15 protein-coding genes are annotated in these 22,327 nt (G+C 46.0%); 2 read left to right on the top strand and 13 right to left on the bottom strand.

Going from position 1 to position 22,327, the window contains the following annotated elements:
* Positions 1-61: 61 nt before the first annotated feature.
* Entirely contained in the window at positions 62-2,560 is a 2,499-nt protein-coding gene (locus tag QZY95_RS11775; protein WP_290923719.1) for a 2-oxoacid:acceptor oxidoreductase family protein, read from the bottom strand.
* Between the two features lie 325 nt (positions 2,561-2,885).
* Here QZY95_RS11775 and QZY95_RS11770 point away from each other — a divergent pair, with 325 nt between their 5' ends.
* Positions 2,886-3,623 carry an FCD domain-containing protein gene (locus QZY95_RS11770; RefSeq protein ID WP_290923716.1) on the top strand — a complete coding sequence of 246 codons (738 nt, stop codon included), beginning with the start codon at positions 2,886-2,888 and terminating at the stop codon, positions 3,621-3,623.
* Positions 3,624-3,902: 279 nt separating this feature from the next.
* On the opposite strand, the gene QZY95_RS11765 is transcribed toward QZY95_RS11770, so the two are convergent.
* The 11 genes from QZY95_RS11765 to QZY95_RS11715 form a co-directional block, all read right to left on the bottom strand.
* Positions 3,903-5,195 carry a HAMP domain-containing sensor histidine kinase gene (locus tag QZY95_RS11765; protein ID WP_290923712.1) on the bottom strand — a complete coding sequence of 431 codons (1,293 nt, stop codon included), beginning with the start codon at positions 5,193-5,195 and terminating at the stop codon, positions 3,903-3,905.
* Positions 5,179-5,865: a response regulator transcription factor gene (locus QZY95_RS11760; protein ID WP_290923710.1), complete on the bottom strand. Its 687-nt coding sequence runs from the start codon at positions 5,863-5,865 to the stop codon at positions 5,179-5,181. Before QZY95_RS11760 ends, QZY95_RS11765 begins: the two co-directional genes overlap by 17 nt.
* Positions 5,866-5,939: 74 nt before the next feature.
* Entirely contained in the window at positions 5,940-9,092 is a 3,153-nt protein-coding gene (locus tag QZY95_RS11755; RefSeq protein ID WP_290923707.1) for an efflux RND transporter permease subunit, read from the bottom strand.
* The gene (locus QZY95_RS11750) at positions 9,085-10,248 is read right to left on the bottom strand and encodes an efflux RND transporter periplasmic adaptor subunit (RefSeq protein ID WP_290923704.1); all 1,164 of its coding nucleotides are present in this window, start codon (positions 10,246-10,248) and stop codon (positions 9,085-9,087) included. The genes QZY95_RS11755 and QZY95_RS11750 overlap by 8 nt, the downstream gene beginning before the upstream one ends.
* Complete coding sequence (locus tag QZY95_RS11745; protein ID WP_290923701.1) at positions 10,238-11,689, bottom strand: TolC family protein; 1,452 nt, start codon at positions 11,687-11,689, stop codon at positions 10,238-10,240. Before QZY95_RS11745 ends, QZY95_RS11750 begins: the two co-directional genes overlap by 11 nt.
* Before the next feature lie 268 nt (positions 11,690-11,957).
* Positions 11,958-13,631, bottom strand: coding sequence for an FmdE family protein (locus QZY95_RS11740; protein WP_290923699.1), 1,674 nt, complete (start codon positions 13,629-13,631; stop codon positions 11,958-11,960).
* Positions 13,632-13,665: 34 nt separating this feature from the next.
* On the bottom strand, positions 13,666-14,550 hold the full coding sequence (fdhD, locus tag QZY95_RS11735) for a formate dehydrogenase accessory sulfurtransferase FdhD (protein ID WP_290923696.1): 885 nt from the start codon (positions 14,548-14,550) through the stop codon (positions 13,666-13,668).
* Between the two features lie 16 nt (positions 14,551-14,566).
* Entirely contained in the window at positions 14,567-15,520 is a 954-nt protein-coding gene (locus QZY95_RS11730) for a formate dehydrogenase accessory protein FdhE (RefSeq protein ID WP_290923693.1), read from the bottom strand.
* Between the two features lie 55 nt (positions 15,521-15,575).
* Positions 15,576-16,304 (bottom strand): 4Fe-4S dicluster domain-containing protein, encoded by a 729-nt coding sequence (locus tag QZY95_RS11725; protein ID WP_290923690.1) that lies wholly within the window; start codon positions 16,302-16,304, stop codon positions 15,576-15,578.
* 46 nt (positions 16,305-16,350) lie between these two features.
* Positions 16,351-19,392 carry a formate dehydrogenase-N subunit alpha gene (gene fdnG, locus QZY95_RS11720; protein ID WP_290923687.1) on the bottom strand — a complete coding sequence of 1,014 codons (3,042 nt, stop codon included), beginning with the start codon at positions 19,390-19,392 and terminating at the stop codon, positions 16,351-16,353.
* Between the two features lie 201 nt (positions 19,393-19,593).
* Complete coding sequence (locus QZY95_RS11715; protein ID WP_290923685.1) at positions 19,594-19,992, bottom strand: LysR family transcriptional regulator; 399 nt, start codon at positions 19,990-19,992, stop codon at positions 19,594-19,596.
* A 341-nt stretch (positions 19,993-20,333) separates the two neighbouring features.
* Here QZY95_RS11715 and QZY95_RS11710 point away from each other — a divergent pair, with 341 nt between their 5' ends.
* Positions 20,334-20,780, top strand: a complete 447-nt coding sequence (locus tag QZY95_RS11710; protein ID WP_290923683.1) for a YhcH/YjgK/YiaL family protein — start codon at positions 20,334-20,336, stop codon at positions 20,778-20,780.
* A gap of 53 nt (positions 20,781-20,833) precedes the next feature.
* Here QZY95_RS11710 and QZY95_RS11705 read toward each other — a convergent pair whose 3' ends face one another.
* Positions 20,834-21,952 carry an SEL1-like repeat protein gene (locus QZY95_RS11705; protein ID WP_290923681.1) on the bottom strand — a complete coding sequence of 373 codons (1,119 nt, stop codon included), beginning with the start codon at positions 21,950-21,952 and terminating at the stop codon, positions 20,834-20,836.
* Positions 21,953-22,327: the final 375 nt, after the last annotated feature.

Here is a 22,327-nt window from a genome sequence, read left to right as displayed (position 1 = left end):
TCTCAACTGTTCGTTCGATGGAAGTTCTTAGCGGGGGAGGTGGATTCCCCCGCTAATTTTTTTAGAATAATGCACGTCCTGCGTTGAATGCCGCGTGGTTCGCAGTCCAAATTGCCGGTTTCGGGCTTACATTTTTCAATGCCTGCCACCAGAGCTCTTTCGGGAATTCGTTGAAAGGAGCTAACGTGCTTAATGCACCCATCATGACAACGTTCGCGATTCGTCCGCTTGGATCGCCGAGATTCAGCGCTTGTTCGAGTACGTCAATTTCTACGACGTTGTAGTTGGCCAGCGTCTGCATAATTTTTTCATGTTCCGGATAGGCGTCTTCTGTGACGCCGTATGGAAGAACCTGTGTTTTTGCCAGCAATACGGTACCACCCGGTTTCAACATATCCACGAATCCCTGACGTAAGATTTCGCTTTGCTCCATACTTACAAGGCAGTCTGCTGTACCGGGTAAAAGGACCGGTGAGCAGACATTGCCGCAGCTGAAGGTGGATATAACAGGGCCGCCCATTTGAGCCATGCCGTGTGTTTCACCCTTCACAACGTTGGTATCACCATAACCTGCAAGGAAGGCGAGTTGAGTAAGGACACGACCAAAGAAGAGGTTGCCTTGTCCGCCTACTCCGCGGATTGCCAGTGCAAGACGCTCCGGCAGGGGGAATGACCCAGCTTGAGGTGCAGTGATGGTTTCTGGTGCTTCTGGAAGGGATACGCGGGTGGTTTCGCTTTTCTGTTCCGGTTCTGCAATGCTGATTGCTTTTACCGGACACATCTGAGCACAGGCAGCCGGTTGGCTGACACAGCCTGTACATAAGTTGTTAAAGGATGGAAGGCCGTCTTTGTCTGCTTGAATCCCCGGACAGATTTGACAGAGCCCACAGCGCTTACAGATGTCAGCATCTACTGTGAGGCGGGTTCCGTAGGAGGATTTAGGCATTTTCCGGATACAGATACCGGTTACAACAAGGGTTGTGAAAATATCTTTTTCCGCATTCGCCAGCGCTTCTGTCAGAGCTTTCCGGATACCTTTGCGGTCGTATCCGCTGACTTCCACAACGTTAGCACCGTGTGCTGCCAGTGAGGACTGGAGATTGAATGTGTTGTTTTGTCCTGCAAGGTTAACCGGAGATGTAGGGCCGGGTTGGCCGCCTGTCATGGCAGTCCAATTGTTATCCAGCACTACTTTTACACCCGGAATGTGGCGGAAAATGGTGTTTCGTGTGCTGTCCATTCCGCTGTGGCATTCTGTGCCGTCACCCAGCAGGCTGATACATTTTGAAGCCTTTTCGGGATTCGCAAGAACGTATCCGGCGCGGTTTGATTCACCAGTGCCCATTGCTACGTTGGTGTCCACTGCGTCCATGAAATAGAGAAGTGTGTTGCAGCCGATATCACCGAAGCAGGCTTCAATTTTACCTTTCTTTTTCATGTGGCGGACAGTTTCACCAAAAAGACGATACGGACAACCGGCACAGATCATAGGAGGGCGGCTCAGGGGGGCAATCTCAGTTGAAGCGGGAGATTCAAGGGATAGATTGAGAAGACCCGCAACCTGAGCCGGATTCCATTCAGTAATAGTTTCAGTTGCGCTTTTGCCGTGGACGGTGAGCCCGTTGCGCTCTAACTCTTCCTGTACAAAGCGGTAGCCGTCTTCAATGACGTAGACGTTGCCGTCTATGGAGTCATGGAATTTGCGAATAAGGTTCATTGGAAGCGGGTAGGTGAATCCCAGAGAGAGAATGTCGATATCTTCTCCTAGAGACTGCTTAACTTCTTTCACCATCATTTCGTTAATTCCGTAGGTAATGACACCGATTTTGCCGGAGCCTTTTTCCCATTTGTTTAATGGAGAATTTTCTACCATCTCTGTAAGAGCCGGAATACGTTCTGTGACTACTGTGTTGTAGTTTCCGCGGGCAACAACGGGAAGTGTGTTGAACTTTTTGAGAGGAACTTCGAGTTCAACGCGGTTCCGTGTAGCAGTCTGTGAAAGGTGAACGAGACCTTCGCTGTGGCACAGGGTTCCGTTGGCAAGAATGACTACAGGAGTTTTAAATTTGCGGCTGATATCTGCTGCAATTTGGGATGCTTCATGCATTTCCTGATGATTGCGCGGCTCGAACATAGGGACAAAACAGCTTTTAATAAACGGGCGGGGGTCAACGAGATGCTGTGTTGAGCTTGGGGTAAAGTCAGAGGCAAGGTAGTAAACGAGTGCACCTCGTTCGTCGTTGAAAAATGCCGAGCTGCTGAATGGGTCGCCTGCTTGAAAAAGACCCGGGATTTTCATGGTGACAACACAGTCCTGTCCTGCAAGAGAGTGGCCATAACCTACGGAAACGGCAGTGGCTTCACTTACAGACCAGCCGACAGAGATCATGTCCTGAACGTGACTGAGTCCTTTATCGATAACTTCAGTACTGGGAGTGCCGGGGTATCCGTCTACAGCGTGGATGCCGGAGCGTACACAGCCAACTGCAAAGGCCATATTGCCCTGCAGAACGGCGGCTTCGCCTGCCTCTTGCGTACAAAGTTTCTTAACTGGATTCATCGTTAATTCTCCTTGAAATGGGCGTGTCTCTCGAAAAGTCGTTACAACTATCTGTGACGTTGTTTTTTCAGGAGTTATTAAAAGTCAGACTTTATGTCAATGGGGTTTTGTGAAAAAGATGTGTCTCTATTTCCTTATTTATAAAGAGCTTTTTTCTAAAATTGTGAATTTCGATACTCTAATGAGCAGCTTTTTTGCATAAATGCATGTAATTGGGGCGAGAAATGCTACAAAAAACGACCTAAAAGACTGACAATAGAAATCGACACTGTCAGTTTTTTGCGGTATTTGTCATAAATAATGAAAATTTTGACAGGAGTGATTGATGCCTCAACATACTACTAAAACAGATTCTTTACGTTCGAGCAGTCGTTGTGAGGATGTGGTCGCAACGCTGAAGAGAGAAATCTTACTGCAACAGTATGTTCCGGGCGATGTGCTCCCTAAAGAAGAGATGCTGGCACAGCGTTTTGGTGTAAGTCGGGCAATGATACGTGAAGCACTTGGTATTCTAAAAACACAGGGGTATCTTGAGTCAAAACGTGGCAAGAATGGTGGGACATTTGTAAAAAACATTCTTGAGTCCAGCGCCATGGGGGCATTGTTCAGTGACCTTGTTCTTATGGGAAAAATGAAGGTTGATGATCTTCTTTCGGCACGCCTTCTTATTGAGCCTGAAGCTGCGCGTCTTGCGGCTTTGCGGGTGTCTGCAATAGATCTGCAGCGGCTTACTGATCTAAATGAACTGGTGATGAATGAGAAGGACAGGCGTAAACGGGTTGATCATAACGTTGAGTTCCATATTTTAATCGGGCAGCTGAGCGGAAACCCTTTTTACGATATTTCTATTCGCAGTTTTATGAGTTTTACGCGTATGTTTACCGGAATGATGGATGAATCGTTGCCGTATGTGCACGACGATTCTGCGCATGGAGATATTCTTAATGCACTTTCTGCTCGTAACCCTCAGTTAGCATTCGAAAAAATGTACGTACATGTTTCTGGGATGAAGTCCGCCATGGGGTCTCAGGAAAAACTGATTCGTGATGCGAGGTTAAGCTAATTTTTGGGCTTGATGAGGAGCGACTGTTTGGAATGCAAGGTTTTTTAAAAAGTCAGACTTTTAAAATAGTCTTAATTTTTCAGAATACGTATTTCAAAAGAAAAAGCATATAAAGTCTACTTACCCGCATTTTTAACCTGACTAAAAAATAGGGAAATAGAATCTGTAAATTCTTTATGATTTAGGTATGTTCTGTTTTGCATGTTAGAAAATGCCCCTGCGACATTCGTAGGGGCATTTTTCCTTTGCTGCACAGTTAAGGAAGAGGGATGGGAGAGGTTATGTTTTGGAGTCGTCTGCTGTGGTACCCATAGTTGTGGAATCCATCTGAAGGGTAACCGAGAAGAAGTCTTCAGAATTATCGAAGATGATATCCCATCCCATTTTCGTTACCAGTCGTTCAATGAGCATGATGCCTAGACCATAGCTGTCAGTCTTGGATTCTTCATGGTCTGCAGTTTTTGTGTTGAAGACGACAAACGTGTCTGCTGTATTATGAATACTGATTTCACCTTCATGTGTATGTTGGAAGGCATTACGTATAATGTTGCCCAAAATGATACGAAGTACGTGTCTTGAGGCTGTAATGACCTCATTTGAGAGCATTGTATTAACTTGAACCGATTTGTTATTCAGCAGATACGTGTTTTCAGTAATTAATTCCTCAATCAAAGTTTTCAGCTGCACATTGGAGACTTGTGGTGGGTTGGTTTCTTTTCTGCTTGCCCACAACAATGTTGTTGTCAGGTGGTGCATGTTATGAACTGACGTTGACATTCGTGCGAACGACGCCGCAAAACGTGGATCCTTATCCAGCCCCTTGTATTCAAGAAGCTCAAGGTTATTCTGGAGAATAGCTATTGGTGTCCGTAATTCGTGGCTTGCGTGTTCAAGAAAGCGTTGTTCACGCTCAATGCTCTTCGCTATTCGTTTGGTGTTGTTATAAATTAAATCTGCAAGCTGATCTAACTCTCTATACTTAAACATTCTTCGTTGCTGATCCAACGTTTTAAGCTGTAGCCCGTTTGCCCAGTCACGCAGTTCATTAATGGCTCGTGAGATATGATGCAGCAAGCCGAGAATGAGAACAACAATGATGGTGAGAACTGTTAACCCTACTTCGCCGATAAGCGAAAACATGACATCAAGATCTTGCAAAACCCTTTCGGTGTCTTCATCAAGCCAGACCGTAAACACAAAAAACACCCATTTGTCGTCTGGACGTTGCCAAGGATAAATGAATTGAATGATGTCCTGATCTAGCGGATCGTAGGTTGTCATCTGTCGAGAGGACATTTCTTCCTGAGGTATTGTGTCTCGTATGTCCTGCGGGAGCGATGAATAGTTCAAGTACGTTTTAAAATTTGTATAAGATGGAAGTGGTGTGTTCGGATTTTGAGCGTATTTTTCTGAATACGCGCGTTTTTCCATATCCAGCCGAACCTCAATGGCTAAATCCAAGCCTCTTTCTCCAAAATCAAGCAACAGCGTTGTGTATCCGAGAACTAAAACTGTCCCCAGAAAAAGCACTGTATAGATAATGGTTCGTTTTAGGCTACGCGTTTTTCTCATCGTCGTATCTCAATACAAAACCGTGACGAGGTAGTGTTTTAATTAATGCGTTGGAGAAAGGCTTATCAACTTTTTGACGGAGTTTGTGCATATGCACCTTTAAGGTGTTGCTTTCCGGTGCTTCGTCTCCCCAAACCGTGCGCATGAGCTGGTCGCGTGACACAACATTCGGGCTGTTGCGTGCAAGCTCCAGAAGAAGTTTCCATTCCGTAGGGGTAAGTACCAAGGTCTTGCCTTTACGTTTTGCAGTCACGGTATCAGTATCTAACTCCAGATCTTCCACAACATATTTTCTTGGCTGGCTGCTTCTGCGTTTTGCAAGGGCACGCACACGAATAAGCATTTCTTTGAGAGCAAATGGTTTTACCAGATAGTCGTCTGTACCTACATTGAAGCCTGCAATTTTGTCATCAAGCGTATCTCGTGCGGTCAGCATAAGTACCGGAGTATCCACCCCTTCTTTACGCAGAGCGTTGCACAATGTCAGCCCATCCATTCGCGGCATCATGATATCGAGCAGGATAACATCGTATTCGTTTTGTGTCGTGAGTTCCAAGCCGTGAACTCCGTTAGAAGCGTGGTCGCAGGTAATATGTTCCAGCTCAAAGTACTCCACGAGCGAGGCTGCCAGATCATAATCATCTTCAACAAGTAATACGTGCAGGTTCATCATAACCTCCTCTAAGGCAATTGATATGTAGAGCAAACGAATATACGGTTTGCTGTTTATTACTATAACAGATTTTATTCATGAATAATCTGTTCTGTATTTTTGGAAACAGAGCATCTCCAGTTGCTGATGGCTTCGTGCATATTGTGTGAGAAGCGTAACAGCGCCGGAATAAGCAGTAACGTGATGGCTGTGGCAAACAGAATGCCATATGCCATGGATATTGCAGCCGGGATGAGATACTGCGCCTGTTCTGATGTTTCCAGAAGAAGCGGTACAAGCCCGATAAATGTGGTTACAGATGTTAAAATGATAGAGCGCATGCGTTTACAAGCTGCTGTAATAAGTGCTGAGTCAATAGACAGCCCTTTTTCACGTTGCGCTGTGTATTCTGTAACCAGTAACAGGCTGTCATTCACTACAACTCCGCAGAGTGCGAGCACTCCGAAAAGTGATAACATACTTATTGGATATCCAAGTATCATATGTCCGCCTATGGCACCAATAAAGCCGAAGGGGATTGCAGACATAATGATAAGAGGTTTCGTGTATGATTGTAACGGGATGGCAATAAGGGCATAGATCATGAGTAAGGTAATAAAAAATGCATGCCACATTGAACCTGTTGCTTCAGCTTCCTCTAAAGCCTCACCCGAAAGATTAATTTTTACATCAGGGTATTGAGCGCGAAGTTCTGGGAAAAATGTTGCCTCTAAGTTTTCCAGAACCGTTGACGGAGAGGTGATATCTTTATTTGTTGACGCAAAAACATTAGCGACTCTTCCTCCGTTTGCTCTGTTAATTTCTAACGGTCCATAGCCTGCGGTAATATCGGCAACTACTTCCAAGGGCAGAAGGGCGCCAGACGCAGTACGAATTCGTGTGCGGCGCAGGTCTTCAAAATATTGTCTTTCTGTAGCAGGGTAGCGAACCAGAACTTTTACATCATCCTGACCTTGCTGGAAACGTTGAGCTTCATACCCCTGAAACCCGCCTTGGAGCTGTGAGACTAACTCACTTAACGTTATACCTAGACTGCGTGCTTCCGGCTTGATTGTGAGGCGAAGTTCCGGCTGTCCTGATTTTACGTTGTCTCTAACGTTGTACACTCCGGAATATGTTTTCAATTTGTTGATTACAGCGTTTGTTGCGATTGAAAGCACTTCAGGTGTGGCACCGATAAGTTCGATATCGATATTTTTCATGGAAGTGGTGTTAGCATTAAAGTTTGTAGTATCAACGCCTTCAAGCGCACCAACTTTTTTTTGCCATGTGCTGATTAATTTTTCTGTTGAAACGGTGCTGTCTTCTTTCAAGTTAAGTTCAGCTGTAACGTAAAAATCTGCGGAACCGGTGATGTCCGTTTGTGCTATTTTTACCGGAGCTTCAGGAAGGTTATATTCCGATTGAAGTTCATCACTTGCAGCATATAATGCTTTTTCTACTTTGATTGCATTTTGTACTGTGAGGCGTTTTCCAGCTTCTTGATCCATCGTAAATGTTGCAGTGATAACGCTGCCTGTAATGTTTGGAAAGAAGACTGTTCGGATACGTCCACTGAACATCAGGGCAATGAGCAGAAGGAGCAGACAGGCAAAACTGAGTAAGGTAAGTCCTGGTGCTTTGAGAATTCGAAGCATGCATGGCGTGTAGTAGTCAGTCTTAATCTTCTCTAATCCCAGAGTGAGTTTTTGTTGTGCTGCTCTGAGCGGCTTTGTGATTTTTGACTGCGATGGCTCCAAGGACGTTTGTGCCAGATGTGATGGCAGGATAAATTTAGATTCCAGTAAGGAAAAAAGCAGACAGCAGATTACGACGATAGCAAATTGCCCGAAGATATCTCCAAATTCGCCTTTAATGAAGGCTAAAGGGAGAAAGGCAGCGACTGTTGTCAGCACACCGAAAGTCGCAGGTGTTGCGACTTCTGAAGCCCCCTTAATTGTAGCTGTTGTTGGATCGCTTATTTCTTGTCGGGTTGTGAAAATATTTTCGCCGATAACGATGGCATCGTCGACCAGAATACCTAATGCGACGATAAAGCCGAACGACGTGAGTTCGTTGATAGAAAAGTTAAATGCATTGTTGCCCATAAGGAGCAAGGCTCCGGCAATGGAGACCGGAACACCGAAAGAAACCCAGACCGCAAGACGCAAGTTCAGGAAAAGTGCAAGCACAACAATGATGAGGAGCATCCCCATTATGCCGTTCGAAAGAAGCAGGGAGACCCTGCTGTCGATAAACTTGCTCTGATCGTTCCACATGGTGATGGAGACATTATGCGGGAGAATATTTTCCTGCTGCACAGCGTCGACGACCTGTTGCGCATCGTTAGAGGCTGCAGATGTATCGTTGCCGCCAGATTCCACGAGAAGGAGCCCTATTGCGGGCTTACCTTGGATTCTGTTGAGGATGGTTTCTTCTTCAAATGTTTCGCGAACGGTTGCCACGTCTCCAAGCCGGATAATGGAACCGTCAGATTCTGTACGCAATGGGATAGCGCGGAAGTCTTGTTCGCTATACGCCTGATTGTCAGCTCGTAATGTGATGGTTGAAAAGTCTGTTTTTAGTTCGCCGCCTGAATCGATAACAGATTCATTTTGAATTCGCCGGGAAATATCCTGCAATGTTAATCCGGTTGCTTGCAACATGCCTTCTTGAATTTCTATGGAAATTTCTTTGGCGCGTCTGCCCAGATAATTGACCTTGTTGATGTTCGGTTTCGCGAGCAGTTTACGGCGAACGGTATCTGCAAGAGTTTGTAACGTTTCCTGCTGTGCATCTCCAAAGAGATGGATGTACACAATGTGATCATTCCATTCTTCTTGTGATATTACTGGGCGTTCAGCTCTTGCTGGTAGCGTTGCAATGGCATCTACCTTACTTTTTATATCGCGCATGAGCGTTGCAAGGGAGTAATCTGTTTTTTTCTCAACCATAACTGTTGCGTTACTGCGGGTTGAGCTGCTTGTTATACGACGAATCCCGTTGATATCGTTTAATGCTTCTTCAAGCTTAATAGTAATACCTTTCTCAACGGACTCTGCTGAACTGCTGTTGTAGTCTACTGAAATGGTAACTAGTTTTGGAGGAAAAGGCGGGAATGCCTGTTTTGGCCGATTGAACCCTACAACACAGCCGCCAACAAGAATAAGGAGAACAAGCAGGTTTGCAGCTACTGGGTTGTGAACAAACCATGCAATCACGCCGGATGAATGCTTTTTACTCATGGGCAACCTCGGCGGAGACTGGAGTAACCTCGGTTCCAACTAGGTAACTTCCCAGTGGTTTCACCACAATGTTCAGTGGAGATGTATTCGGTAAACGTGCGTAGAGCATTCCCTGATAGCGAAATTTAATATCTGCTTGTACTTTCTTCAGAGTGCTTTCGCTGTCTATTGTCCACACCGCTCCTTGTTGTGTTAAAGAACTTTCAGGTAAAGCATAGATATTCTCTAGAGAAACACCAGATATCTCAGCTTTAACAAAAGTACCGGGGAGTAACGGATGTACTTTCGTTAGAGGATGCGAAATTCTGATAATAGCAATACGCTGTCGTGTAGCCTTTGTTATCTGCAAATCAACGGCTGCCAGCTTACCTTCCCATGTCTCTTCAGGGGTTGTGACGGATGAAAGCTTCACTGGAAGTTCTTTCCAGACTGAATTCTGATGTTCTGGAGGAATAGGAAGTAAAGAGAACTGCTTTTCTGTTAACGGCAATTGCACTTCCAACAGATCCGTACCAAAAATAGTTCCGACAACAGTTCCTTCTGAAACATATGAACCAATAGCAACATTTCTTGAAATAACTGCAGCATCATACGGTGCAGTTATTTTAGTATTACGCAAGTCGTTTTCAGCTTTTGCCAGTGACGCTTTTGCAGCATGTACGCGCGCTTTTGCAGCATCTAACTGGGGTGTATGCAGGACAAGAGCAGAAGACGGAGCAGATTTATTTCCCATTCGTTCCCAGTCTTTTTTGGCTTGAGAAGCCCGTCGTTCTTCTTGCATCAAGGCGAGCTTTGCGTTTGCAAGCTCTTGTTTTTGTTGAGATACAGCTGATCGGTATGCAACGTCTTCTACAGTTGCTAACAGGTCACCTTTTACTACTCGCATTCCTTTGTCGAATACGTCACTTCGTTGAACCAGTCGTCCTGAGATGGCAGAAACAATGTTTGTTTTTCTGTAAGGTGCAACCTGTCCGTAAGCAGTAATAGTTGCAGTGTGTTGCTGTGGGCGAACTTGAATGACTGAAACTGGGTGAGGTACGCTTTTTTCTTCAGTAATTGTTGCTTCAACCGGAGTAAAAACAAGCCAGAAGCAGGCCGCAATAGTGCTTGTGAGAATGATTGCGCCGACGAGAATATTTAGGGAATTATTGCGCATGAGCAGGTTCCTTTATGTTGTGTCTTACAGATGAAGCGCTTTTTTCCGCAGATTCTTGAACGCTGTTCAATCCGGCAGCAAGTGCAAGAGATATGCGGTTTGTCAGGCGTGATGTCCGTATTGCAAGCAGTTGTGCTTCTGTGTTCAGCTCGTTGTTTTTAGCTGTAAGCAGGTTTAAAATATCTGTAAGTCCTTCATTGTATTGCTGTTCATAGTTGATACGGCTTTCTGTTGCATATTTAAGAGAAGACAGGAGATAGTGTTCTTGTGAAGTAAGGCTTTGCTCGTTTTCAAGAGCATTTTCTACTTCTTGAGCAGCCTTCAAAACCGTTTCTCTATATTCTTCCCAAGCTGCCTTACTTTCCTCTGAACGGGCTTTAGCTGTGTCTACAAGCTTTCCACCTTGAAACACCGGCTGACTTATTGTGCTGATGGCATTCCATACGGAAGGCCCCGTTCCTATGGCTGTGAATCCGTTTGAAGAGTAACCGAGATCAGCAGTCAGGTTTATGCTTGGAAGAAATGCTTTGTTTGCTGCGCTGACAGTGGTGTCTGCCTGTTGAACACGCAGCCATGCAGCCTTGATATCGGGTCTTCCGGTTAACACAGACAGAGGAACTGCGACCACGGGTGTCTGTATGATTGGTAACGTTGTCTCTCCGTGTATACGTCCTGAAGGGTATTTCCCTGTGAGTAACTCAAGTGTTCGTCGTTTTTTGGATAATACGAGCATGTTTTCTAAAAGTACCTGACGTGCGGCTTCTGTGTTTGCTTTGGCGGTTGCAAGGTCTTCAGATTTTCCCAAGCCGATGTTGTATCTATCGAGAACGATATCTTGAGTATTTTGAAGAGCCGTTACGCGTTTATGTTGAATGGAAACGGCCTGATATTGTGAAGAGAGTTCAACCCATGCTGTTATTACCCGTGCAATAAGAGCGTTGCGCGCTGCAATATAGTCTTCTGCTTTTGCTGCAACCCCCAGTTTGTCGGCTTCATAGAGATCAGCCAGTTTTCCCCAAAGGTCTATTTCCCACTGAATTTTCGCAGCGGTAGAATATGAATCTGCCTCTTTCCCTATAGCATTGCTGCGTGTACCGGAACCTTCCAGCGAGAGGGATGGCAGATAGGCTGAAGAACTGACACTCAGCAGTAAGCCGGAGGCTTTTAACTTGTATGCTGTAGCAAGCAGGTTCGGGTTTTCTTTAAGTGCTTCAAGAATAAGCTTTTTTAATTCCGGATTAGTTGTCAGCTCTTCCAGATGAGCAGCTGTTCCGATGGTCGTAATCGATTCATTCCATGATGAAGGAAATTGTTGTGCGAGCTTTTTTTGACGAGCCGGAATATCAATACGCGAAGCGCAGCCCGTGACGAGACTGGCTGAGAAGCAGAGAAGCCCTACAATGAGCAGATAGGTAGAAATATTTTTTTGCATATTTTTCATGTTTTTTCAGGGTCTGAAAACGAAGGCATGGTTGGCGTGTTGGCGTAGTGTCCAACCATGTTCTGAAAGAAAAATAGCAAGGAGGGTGTTAATATATCGTTAAAGAGAAGGGTTTTTTGTATGCTTTTAAAATAAAATGTAATTATGAACGAATGGAAATTATCAGGCAGCAGTAAGGGGACTCGATAGAGCCCCCTTACGCGGGTAGGGTTTCGATATGCCGTTCGAACACCTTGCCTTACGATATGCTTAGCTCGGTATGATTGAATTATTTTCCAAAAGGGCATTTAGGGAATGAGCAGTTGGCGCAGTTAAGGCACATACTGCCTTCACCCATAGAGGCAAGCTCTTCTCGAGTAACCTGTACTCCAGCGAGTAGTCGCGGAAGGATCAGATCAAGGCTGGTGTTTTTAAAGAACAGGGCGCATGCAGGAACGCCGAGGAGCGGGATAGAGCCGATTTTTCCAACGAGGGTCATTGCTCCCGGAAGTATTGGTGCGCCGTAAAGGAGATTGTGGGCTCCGGCTTCCAATAGCCCCATGCGGGTAACGTCATCTGGATCAACAGAAAGACCCGCAGTTGTTATGATGATGTTACAGCCTGCCTGAACAAGTTCCTGAGCTGCTTCGCTGATAGCGGTTTTGTCATCCGGCACGATGATGGAACGCTGAATGTCGCCACCTAATCCAAGCAATTTTTTATGGATGATGTCATGAAATTTATCTTCAATGACACCGTTGAATACTTCGTCTCCGGTTATCAGGACACCCGCGCGTGCTTTCATGAGAGGACGGACTTCAAAGAGTGGTGTTTCCTGTAATGTCTGGAGCGCCTGCTGGAACTGAAGACGTTGCAAGTAAAGCGGGATAGCGCGGGTTCCGGCAATCTCTGTTCCTTTACGAACAATTGTATTGCCGTTTCTGGATGCTGCCATCACACCGGAACACATGTTAAAACGTTTCATGGCATCTGTATTGACGCGCAACAGCCCATCCAGTTCTGAAACAAGTGTTACTTTACCCTCATGCGGGGCGTCTTTCGGGGTTACGCCTGTGCCGCACATGGCAGTAGCAAACGCATTGGCACAGTCATCTTCATGTACCCATTCTTTGCCAATCTCATTTTCTGTTACGTACACATTGTTTTTACCCATCTGTTGCAGGCGACATAAATCGCCGGCACCAAACGTATCACCACGTTTGAATGCTGCTCCCTTGCTAGTTCCCGGTACAATGCTTGTCATGTCGTGCACGGCATCTTTGCCCATTGCTGAGTCTGCAGGAACGACTTTGACTGCTTCAGGAACCGGAAAGACGATGTCGTTTGGAACTGAAAGAGTAGTGTCACCGGCATATGGGGATTCTCCCTGACAGGCGCGGCAGAGTGCGCCGTGTGCAGAAGGGTATGGTTCCCCACAAGAAGAACACGGGATGATGCTCCCTTTGCTTCTTTTAATGAGTTTGGGCTTAGGGACAGTGATCGGTATAGTAGAGAGAATGTCTGCGCCGTAGCAGCCGATTTCTTTCCGTAGCTTATCTGAATCCTGTTCTTGTTTCGGTTTCTCTTTCATAAGCCAGACAAGAATTTCTGAGTCTTTAGGAATCTTATTTATATCGAGCCAGACACGGACTCCTTCACCGGTAAATTTGTCATACAGGCTCATAGCGTAGCGTCCGAGGTTCAGAACATTCATCCAGCCGTTACCGATTGTACATGGAGTCAGCATCTGGATGGCATCCGGAAGACACCATGTTGTTTCTGAAATAGCTTCGTACAGTGTGCCTTCCGGCATATGTTTTCGAGCCTCTTCAACCATGTAACCACCGATGAGCAGACCCGGTGCAGGATAGTTGTGAAAGAGGGTGGCCATGTCTATAAATTCATCAAAGGTGTGATCACCTATGTTTTTAAAAGCAGATTGAAGGTCGCAAGCTTGGGACATTGTTTTCTCCAATAATCAATACGTTGGGGAAGGGTTACAGAACGTAGTTTACAGCAGTAGCTTCAAGTGGAACGTGCGTTGTCGGAGAAGTGAATCCGAGTCGTTCACTATGAGAGTAAATATTCATACGGCCATTGCGCACAAAGCCCAGCAGAGTTCTGTTAGTCTTTTCTGCCAATTGGATAGCGGAACTCGTAACTGCGGAGAATCCGGCAATGACCTGCGCGTTTACCGCAGCTGATTTACGCAGCATTTCATGGCTTACTCGTGAAGAGAGCAGAATGAGACGGATATCGTCGATTGAACCGGACTGCATGGTCTGCCCTATTGATTTATCCAGTGCATTATGCCGCCCTACATCTTCACTGTAGGCAATGAGTGAGAGGTCTCTATTGTACAAGGCGCAGAAGTGTGTTGCGCCTGTGTTACTGAAAAGATCCTGACAGGCTTCAGATTCTTTTTGCAGGGCGTGAATTTGCGTTGGGTTAAGGGTGAAGTCTTTACCCACCTGTGGGAATGTGGAGAGTCTTCCATGAGAGCCGCTTCCGTAGCAGGAGCTGCTTACGCGCACACCTTTGTGGCGTAAAATTTGGTACACGCGCTCTTTACCGCCTTCGATAGTCAAAGCAACCTCTGCCTTTTCTTGAGATCGGGTGTGGTGTTTGAGCGTTACGTGTTCCGTGCTGGAAATAAGTTGCTCTGTGATGCAGAAGCCGAGCGCAAGAGCAACTTCGTTTTCCGGCGTGCATTCGAGTGTCGCTATCGGAACCGAGTTCAGAGTTATGAGAAGGGGAAACTCAACAAGAATCTGATCATTAGAGGGATGTACCCTTTGTTCACGGTATCGCAAAATAGTACGGGTCAACATTTGTTGCACCGTCGACTCGTTGCTTTGTTCAATGGATAGTTTTTTCGACATAGGGAAACCTGCTCAACTAAAAGGTGTTCCAAAGGGTATGAACAAGTGGCTTAAGTTTTTTTTGGGCAGCTTTCATATCCAGATGAATGAGGGTGAGCGGAGCTACGGTAAAATCAGGGGTTGCTGTTGAGTTACGCAAGTCAATGTTGTTAAGATAGGTGTTGCACTTTGTGCAGTACTCAACGCGTTCGCCGCTTTGTTCTTCAATATGGAAATAGTGAATGGCTCCTGCTTCATCATTACTGCATGCTGGACAGGTTCCACGACGGAAGTGCCACTGATGAGAACAGCAGGAGCAGTGCATCATTTTTTTGCCACCGCCACCTGCCAGAAATTCTGACTGATCGGCATCAGGACGCTGAAGAATACTCATATCGGGGAATGAGCCGCAGACAGGGCAGTATGCTTCACGCCAGAAGATTTCAGAGAGCGGTTTTGCGTGAACCGTAACATAGGCTCCGAGGATACAGCTTAGTACCTGCTGGGTAATGAAAAGCAGAATAGCAGGTTCTATCTCTGCTGTTTTACCGTTTTTATTGAAAACTGATTCATTTGAATCAACTGCGGCACGAAGCAGCTGAATAATGGAAATTTTGGATTCTGCAACGGCAGTTTTGAACTGGAGTACTGCTTTTTCCAGTGTACCGATTGCTTCTAAGTATTCAAACAGAGTTGCTTCTACTTCAGGATAGTATGCAGCAGCCCACTCTATATCAGTATCAGAGAGGACTGGAACACCTTGCTCAAGGCGCTCTGGGTGAATAGCCGGAGCAGGGCAGTGCGGATCTTCTGCAAGTTTCTGGGCAAGAGATTCAATACAGTTCGCACGGGCTGTATAGAGTGCAGAAAAATGATCAATAAGCGGAGCAAGTGCCGGATGTCTTTCGCATGCTGCATGCAGAGTTTGCGATACAGAAAGGGATTTTCCCGTGGAAAGTGGCTTTTGCGGGGTGGCAGCAACGGTTTGCATGGAGTTCTCCTGTCCGGATAGGGGACGGCCTTTCAGCCGCCCCCATGGTCAATAGCTAGGATTTAGATACTGAAGTTAAAGAGGGACGCAGTGAGGCAAAGAGCTGTCTACGGGATGTGGGTGTAGGAGCTTCTGCGACAACGTGGGTGTGGTATCGTTCCGGAGCCTCTGCGAGCAGGTAGATAACGCTTACATCATCTGGATCTGCCAGCATTGCGTTAGGATGATCCTTCTTAACCTCAGCCAGGCGTTTTTCAGCAAGGGCGAGCATCTCATCTCTGTCCCCGAAGTTCATAGTACCGGTAGGGCATGCTTGCACGCATGCTGGAAGCTTACCGGCTTGAAGTCTATCGATGCACATCATGCATTTGCCTGGACGCTTTGTTTTTGCATCCCAGCGTGGGATATCGTACGGGCAAGAATCTCTGACGTACTCAAGGTCTTCTTCAGAGAACTGCTTCATTTTATCTGTAAAGATGACTGCGCCAGTGGCTTCATCTTTGATAATGGCACCTTCTTCCACTGTATCGGCAGCGCCCTGACAAGGCGGTTCTACACAGTGGCGGCACTGATCCGGAAAGAAGTTCCATGTGATGGTTTCTCCGTCCAGATGCTCGCTGAAACGTACCAGTTTGTAGTTGTTTGCATTCAAATCAGGCGGGTTCTGGTGTGTACCTACCTGTTTGGTTTTGTTAGCCGGAAGCTCGTACCATTCTTTGCAAGCAAGCTGGCAGCCTCGGCAAGCCGTGCACCGTGTGGTGTCTATAAGAAAGGCTTTTGACATGTTCTTGCTCCTTTAATTCCACTGCATTTGCAGCAGAGGTGATGATCTACCTTACAATCTCTGTAAGCTTGTCTGCTTTACGGATATTGACGCAACTAGCCTTGTATTCCGGGATAGTTGTATTCGGATCACCTACTGAAGGAGTAAGTCTGTTCGTAGAGTCGCCTGTTCCTGGAGTTGTCCAGCCGAAGCAGAACGGCATACCGATAAGGTGAACGATTTTGCCTTCTACTTTGAGAGGGCGCATACGAACTGTCACCATCGCGATGGCTTCAACTTTACCGCGAATACTTTCTACAATTACACCGTCACCGTTTTTAATGCCTTTTTCTTTAGCCAGTTCCGGGCTCATCTCAACATACAGCTGAGGTTCGGCTTCAAGCAGGTTCGGTACATTTCGTGTTTCACCGCCGCCGCACCAGTGTTCTGTGAGGCTGTAAGTGGTGAGCACGATCGGGTATTTCGGATCAGCAGGTTTAGCGAGCTTATCCATTTCACTATCAATGCGCTTGTAAACAGGGCTGCTGAGCTGTTTTGAGAACGGATGGGAATCGATAGGAGTCTCAACCGGTTCGTAGTGCTCAGGGATAGGGCCGTCTTTTCTGCCCGGGCCGAAGATTTGGCCGTGTCCATGTTTACTCATGATAAATGGATGTTTGCCTTCGCCGCTGGACATTGGTTTCCATCCACCGTCTGGTACATCGCCGATCCATTTTTTACCGTCCCATTTGATGACAGCTTTTTTAGGGTTCAGCGGCATACCGTCTGCATTTACAGAGGCTCTGTTGTACAGAATTCGGCGGTTAACAGGCCAGCACCATGCCCAGTTAGGGTACAGGCCAATGTTTGCCTGCATGTCAGTCTGTTTTGGGTTACGGCGTTTTGCTTTGTTGCCGTCTTCTTCAGTGTAGCTGCCTGCATAGAGCCAGTTAAGGGACATGGTAGAACCATCGTCGCCAAGCGCTGTGAAGGACGGAACCTGCTGGCCTTTTTTGTATTTTTTACCTTTAACAACGGTGTCTTTAGTGAACTGCCCGTTAATGAGGCGTGTCCAGTATTCGGCATCGTATGTTTTCGGCCAGTTTTGCAAGGTGATTGCTTCCGGCAGCTTGCCGCCTTCCTTTTTATACAGCGCTTGTACTTTATTCATAAGCGGTACAAAGGCTGCACCGAAGGAGCGTGCTTCTGCTTCCGGCTCTACTGCTTTGTCGTGCCAGCCAATCCAGCGACCGGAGTTGGTTACGGTGCCTTCTTTTTCTACACGGTGAGCAGACGGCAGCAGGAATACCTCGGTTTTGATCTTCTTAGGATCAACACCCGGGCGTTGCCAGTTGTCTGTTGTTTCAGAATGGTGCAGCTCCTGCGTAACCAGCCAGTCCAGATTGTCCAGTGCCTTACGAACTTTGTTGGAGTTCGGTACACTGTTCATCGGGTTCAGGCCGATAATGAAACCGCCAGTGATCTCGTTTTTGTACATGCGGTCGAACAGGAACATGTAAGAATGATCTGCGCCTTTTTCAATTTTAGGGAGCAGTTCGTAACAGTATCCGTTCTTGGCTGTAGCATTTTCGCCGAACCAGCCTTTAAGCAGACTTGTGAAGTACTTCGGCTTATGACGCCACCAGTTAGCACTCTGGGTATCGTTGGATACTGGTGTGTTGGCTTTGTTGTACTCATCGTAGGTTTGCCAGTCGGCTTTCGGCATTGCCATGTAGCCCGGAATGATATGGTAGAGGAGTGTATGGTCTGTAGAACCCTGTACGTTCGGTTCACCACGCAGTGCGTTAATACCGCCGCCTGCAACGCCGATGTTACCGAGAAGCAGCTGGAGGATTGCAGCACTACGGATGTTCTGTACGCCTACTGTATGCTGAGTCCAGCCCAGAGCGTACATGATGGTACCAGCACGGGTGCCGGTTCCTGTTGAACTGAAGTCCTCATACACTTTTTTCAGATTATCTTTTGAAACGCCCGTTACTGAGGAAACATTATCCATTGAGTAACGTGAGAAGTGGTTTTTCAACAGATTGAAAACGCAGCGCGGGTGCTTGAGAGAGGTATCTTTTTTAGGGATTCCATCTGAATCAAGATCAAACTTCCAGCTGCTCTGGTCGTATGTGCGATTCTTAGGATCGTATCCACTGAAGAGACCGTCTTTAAACTCAAAACCGTCGCTGACGATGTATGGAGCGTTCGTGTAATCTACTACGTAGTCTTTAAAGTACTTATTGTTCTGGAGTACGTAGTTGATCATACCGCCCATGAAGGCGATATCTGTACCTGAGCGGATTGGTACATGGAAATCAGAACGGGCAGATGTACGGGAAAATTTAGGGTCAACATGCATCACTGTTGCACCCGCATCTTTAGCCCGTAGTACCCATTTGAAGGAAATAGGGTGATGTTCAGCGGCATTACTGCCGATGATCAGGATTGAATCGGCATTCTTGATGTCGATCCAGTGGTTTGTCATAGCACCGCGTCCAAACGACTCTCCCAGAGCCGCTACAGTTGCGCTGTGTCAGATACGTGCCTGGTGGTCCATGTGGACAACACCCAGGCTTCGCATAGCTTGATGGATAAGGGCACATTCTTCGTTGCTCGCATGCGATGTACCGAGCAGGAACATGGACTCAAGACGGTTGACCGTCTGTCCCTTATCATTTTTCAGAATAAGTTCTTTATCGCGGGTCTCTTTTACCCTTTTGGCAATTTTAGTGAGTACCCATTCCCAGTCTTTTTCTTCCCATTTATCGCTGTACGGAGCACGGTACATAGGCTTTTTAGCCCTGTGCTCGTTGCGGGACATGGAAAGGAGGGCTGCGCCTTTTGCACACAAAGCGCCTTCGTTGACCGGGAAGTCCGGATCACCTTCTGTACTGATGAGCTTTCCGTCGCGAACATGTGCAATGATGTGACAGCTTACAGAACAGAAAGGACAGATAGTGATGACTTCCTTAGCTCCCTTTGTTTTGAGAGAAGTCGCGTATGCCTGCGCTTCTGTCAAATCAAAGCCCAGCTGACCAAGGGATAGGCATGCTACCCCTGCGCCGGTGAGCTTAAGGAATCCTCGCCGCGTAAAACTCATGCGTTGGCCTCCTGTAGTGAATAAAAAAATTGCACTGCATCCATACAATGCTCAGAAAAAAGTTTCACACGCTGTATGATTTTTATGCAATATAAATCTATAAAATCAGTATGTTAACTTTAGCACGGCTATGGGCGCACCTTTCCCGTTCATGTAGCTTTGCTTATTGAAAGCACATGTTCAAATTGGAAAAAACGTTCCTTATTTTTTGGTGATTGCCGGAGGTGGAAGATCTTTTATCGACCAATACTTATCAGGGGCATAGCCGAAGTGTTCAGCAGCGGAAGAGAGTGCATATTGTTCTACATTTTCCAGCCAATCTTTGTAGGAGGAAATAAGATGCCTTGCTGCTGTACTTAGCTGAGCAGAAGAGCCTTTTCCCGCCTGCTGTTCTAACAGCTTAACACCGAGAATTTTTTCTGACGCTTTGATTTTTCCCCATGCTGCCCTGTATGACATGCCCAGTGCTTTGGCAGCAGCACTGAGTGAGCCGGTGTGTTCTATGTACTCAAGGAGTTGTAGCCTTCCTTGACCCATGAGGACTCCGGCTGAAGTTTCCAGCCAGAGATGAATTCGCATTGTCGGAGCGCCTGATGTCATTATGTATATCCGTGGTAAGCGTTGAACTTTTATTATGCCTAACTGGATATAACAAATTGCAAAAGGAGTAAGTTTTTTAATAATTACCCATTGTTTGACACAAGAATGATTATAATCTGTAAAATCAATTGTTTGATTGTTAAATTACGAATTAAACAAAAGGATATGTTAAATAAAACATACCATTTTCCTCTGAACTGTGGCGTGTTGAGGAGCCTATGTCTTTTTAGACATAGGTTTTGTTTAACATGGTAGAGAAGAGGTTGTGGGTAGGCTGTTGCAAACGCGGGAATGATAATGCAGAGTGCCTATTGTTTTGATTATTCAGTGAGGAAAAAACAATGATTATCGATGTATTAGAAAGAGCTGAACGGTATGGAATATTATCCCCGTACTTTTCAGAGGCTTTTGCTTTTTTGCGCCGTGAAGATTTGTCAGAGCTTCCAGATGGGCAGTACGAAATTAATGAACAGAAGATTTTTGCAACAATTGTTCATAAACAGGGAATTAGCGCGGATGATGCAAAGCTTGAAGCGCATGATAACTATATAGATATTCAATTTGTTCTGGAGGGAACAGAGTCAATGGGGTGGAAGCCGCGGGGAGAATTTACTGCCTGCTGTGAGAAGCCGGAGCAATTTGATGATGTTTTCTTTTATGATGATGTTCCGTCAAGTTGGAACACGGTTCATTCGGGGGCATTTGCTATTTTTTTCCCAGAAGATGCACATATGCCGTTGATTTCAGAAGGATCAATTCACAAGGTAATTGTGAAGGTGGCTGTTTAATAAAAAACGTGTGTGGTTGTATGAACCACACACGTTTTTTTTGGTATTGCAAGTTATTCAATCAGAAATGACTCATCTTGAATTGATTCCTCTGGGACTGGTGTACCTTCTGGATTCGGGGGAGGTGTAGAATCAGCAGATGTGTAACGGTGAATTTCTTCAATGGCTGCCTGCTGTTCTTGGCGAGCGGCTTTTTCTATCCAGTAAACAAACTGGTCGATGTTTGTCGAAAATCCTTCACCGTTTTTATAACACATGGCCAAGCGGAATTGGGCATCTTTATCCCCCTGCAGAGCGGCTTGTTCATAAAGATAGGCTGCCTCTGCAATATCTTGTTCAACAGCGTTGCCTGTTCTGTAACGTTCGGCAAGGTTGTATTGCGCTATGGCGTGTCCCTGTTTGGCTGCGTGGTAATACCAGAACGTTGCTTTATCTTCGTCTTGCACAACACCGGTTCCGGTTGCGTAATAATATCCCATGTTATTCTGGGCAACAGCATCTCCATGCTCAGCAGCTTTGGCATACCAGGAAATGGCTTTGTTCAGATCCGTATCTACACCTTCACCACGAGCATAGCTTGCTGCTACATGAATGTAAGCATCAGCATAGCCTTGGTCGGCAGAACGCTTAAACCAGTAGAAAGCTGTAATGGGGTCGTACTCAACTTCAATTCCCTGATTGTAGAAGCAGGCAAGAGAGTATTGCGCCATTGCATTTCCGCCTTCAGCTGCCTCTGCATATAGTGTCAGAGCTTTTGAAATACACTGTTCTGTGCCGTCTCCATATTCATAATGGCGGGCAACTTCAGCGGTTGCATCCGGATTGCCTGCTGCTTGAGCACGCTCGTACCACTGTAGAGACGTTTTACTGTCAGCAGTTACGCCGGTACCGTGTCGATATATATCCCCCAGTTCGACTTGTGCCAGACAGAATCCTTGTTCAGCAGAAGCGATGAAAAGGCGTAATCCTTTTTCTTGGTTCTGCTCAGTGCCGAGTCCCCAAAAGTAACATGTTCCAAGATAGTAGAGAGCTTTCGGCGTGATATTACGTGCTAAAGACTCAAATAGGGAAATAGCAAGTTCGTACTCTTCGTGTTCGTATGCTTCAAGAGCTTGTTCGAGGGACGAGTTAAATGAAGCTTTGGAGAATATTTTTTTTACGGAAGAAAACACAAATGCTCCGGTCAGGCGTGAATAATGTTTTAAAGCGGTAATACGAAGCGATTGCTTACCGTGTAACTCCAGTAGGTACAAGATAAGTCGTAACGCTGGGGAAAAATGTATAGAGCCACCGTTCGTGTATATGTAAAAAATAAAAAGTAGCTTATCAAGAAGGGAAGTTGGTTCGTAACTTCTCGTGAGGAAGTAGGACGATATGATGCGGTAATTTGTCTAGTCTGGTTGCGAAAAAATTTATGTATAACTGGTAGTCCAAAAAACTAGGTAGTTAATTGAGTACTAGGTGAAGAACAAATATGTGAAAAGTAGATCAAAGCTTTTCTTTAGACAGAATTTAGAAAAACCGTACAAAAATATGTAATAGGAAGG

Origin of the sequence: Halodesulfovibrio sp. (assembly GCF_015482765.1) — a bacterium.
In the GTDB taxonomy this organism is placed as follows: domain Bacteria; phylum Desulfobacterota; class Desulfovibrionia; order Desulfovibrionales; family Desulfovibrionaceae; genus Halodesulfovibrio.
This window is presented reverse-complemented; position numbering and strand designations above follow the sequence as displayed.

Excerpts from the sequence above, each read along its gene's own strand:
- QZY95_RS11775 (WP_290923719.1), bottom strand. The coding sequence starts at position 2,560 with ATGAATCCAGTTAAGAAACTTTGTACGCAAGAGGCAGGCGAAGCCGCC.
- QZY95_RS11770 (WP_290923716.1), top strand. The coding sequence starts at position 2,886 with ATGCCTCAACATACTACTAAAACAGATTCTTTACGTTCGAGCAGTCGT.
- QZY95_RS11765 (WP_290923712.1), bottom strand. The coding sequence starts at position 5,195 with ATGAGAAAAACGCGTAGCCTAAAACGAACCATTATCTATACAGTGCTT.
- QZY95_RS11760 (WP_290923710.1), bottom strand. The coding sequence starts at position 5,865 with ATGAACCTGCACGTATTACTTGTTGAAGATGATTATGATCTGGCAGCC.
- QZY95_RS11755 (WP_290923707.1), bottom strand. The coding sequence starts at position 9,092 with ATGAGTAAAAAGCATTCATCCGGCGTGATTGCATGGTTTGTTCACAAC.
- QZY95_RS11750 (WP_290923704.1), bottom strand. The coding sequence starts at position 10,248 with ATGCGCAATAATTCCCTAAATATTCTCGTCGGCGCAATCATTCTCACA.
- QZY95_RS11745 (WP_290923701.1), bottom strand. The coding sequence starts at position 11,689 with ATGAAAAATATGCAAAAAAATATTTCTACCTATCTGCTCATTGTAGGG.
- QZY95_RS11740 (WP_290923699.1), bottom strand. The coding sequence starts at position 13,631 with ATGTCCCAAGCTTGCGACCTTCAATCTGCTTTTAAAAACATAGGTGAT.
- fdhD (WP_290923696.1), bottom strand. The coding sequence starts at position 14,550 with ATGTCGAAAAAACTATCCATTGAACAAAGCAACGAGTCGACGGTGCAA.
- QZY95_RS11730 (WP_290923693.1), bottom strand. The coding sequence starts at position 15,520 with ATGCAAACCGTTGCTGCCACCCCGCAAAAGCCACTTTCCACGGGAAAA.
- QZY95_RS11725 (WP_290923690.1), bottom strand. The coding sequence starts at position 16,304 with ATGTCAAAAGCCTTTCTTATAGACACCACACGGTGCACGGCTTGCCGA.
- QZY95_RS11715 (WP_290923685.1), bottom strand. The coding sequence starts at position 19,992 with ATGACATCAGGCGCTCCGACAATGCGAATTCATCTCTGGCTGGAAACT.
- QZY95_RS11710 (WP_290923683.1), top strand. The coding sequence starts at position 20,334 with ATGATTATCGATGTATTAGAAAGAGCTGAACGGTATGGAATATTATCC.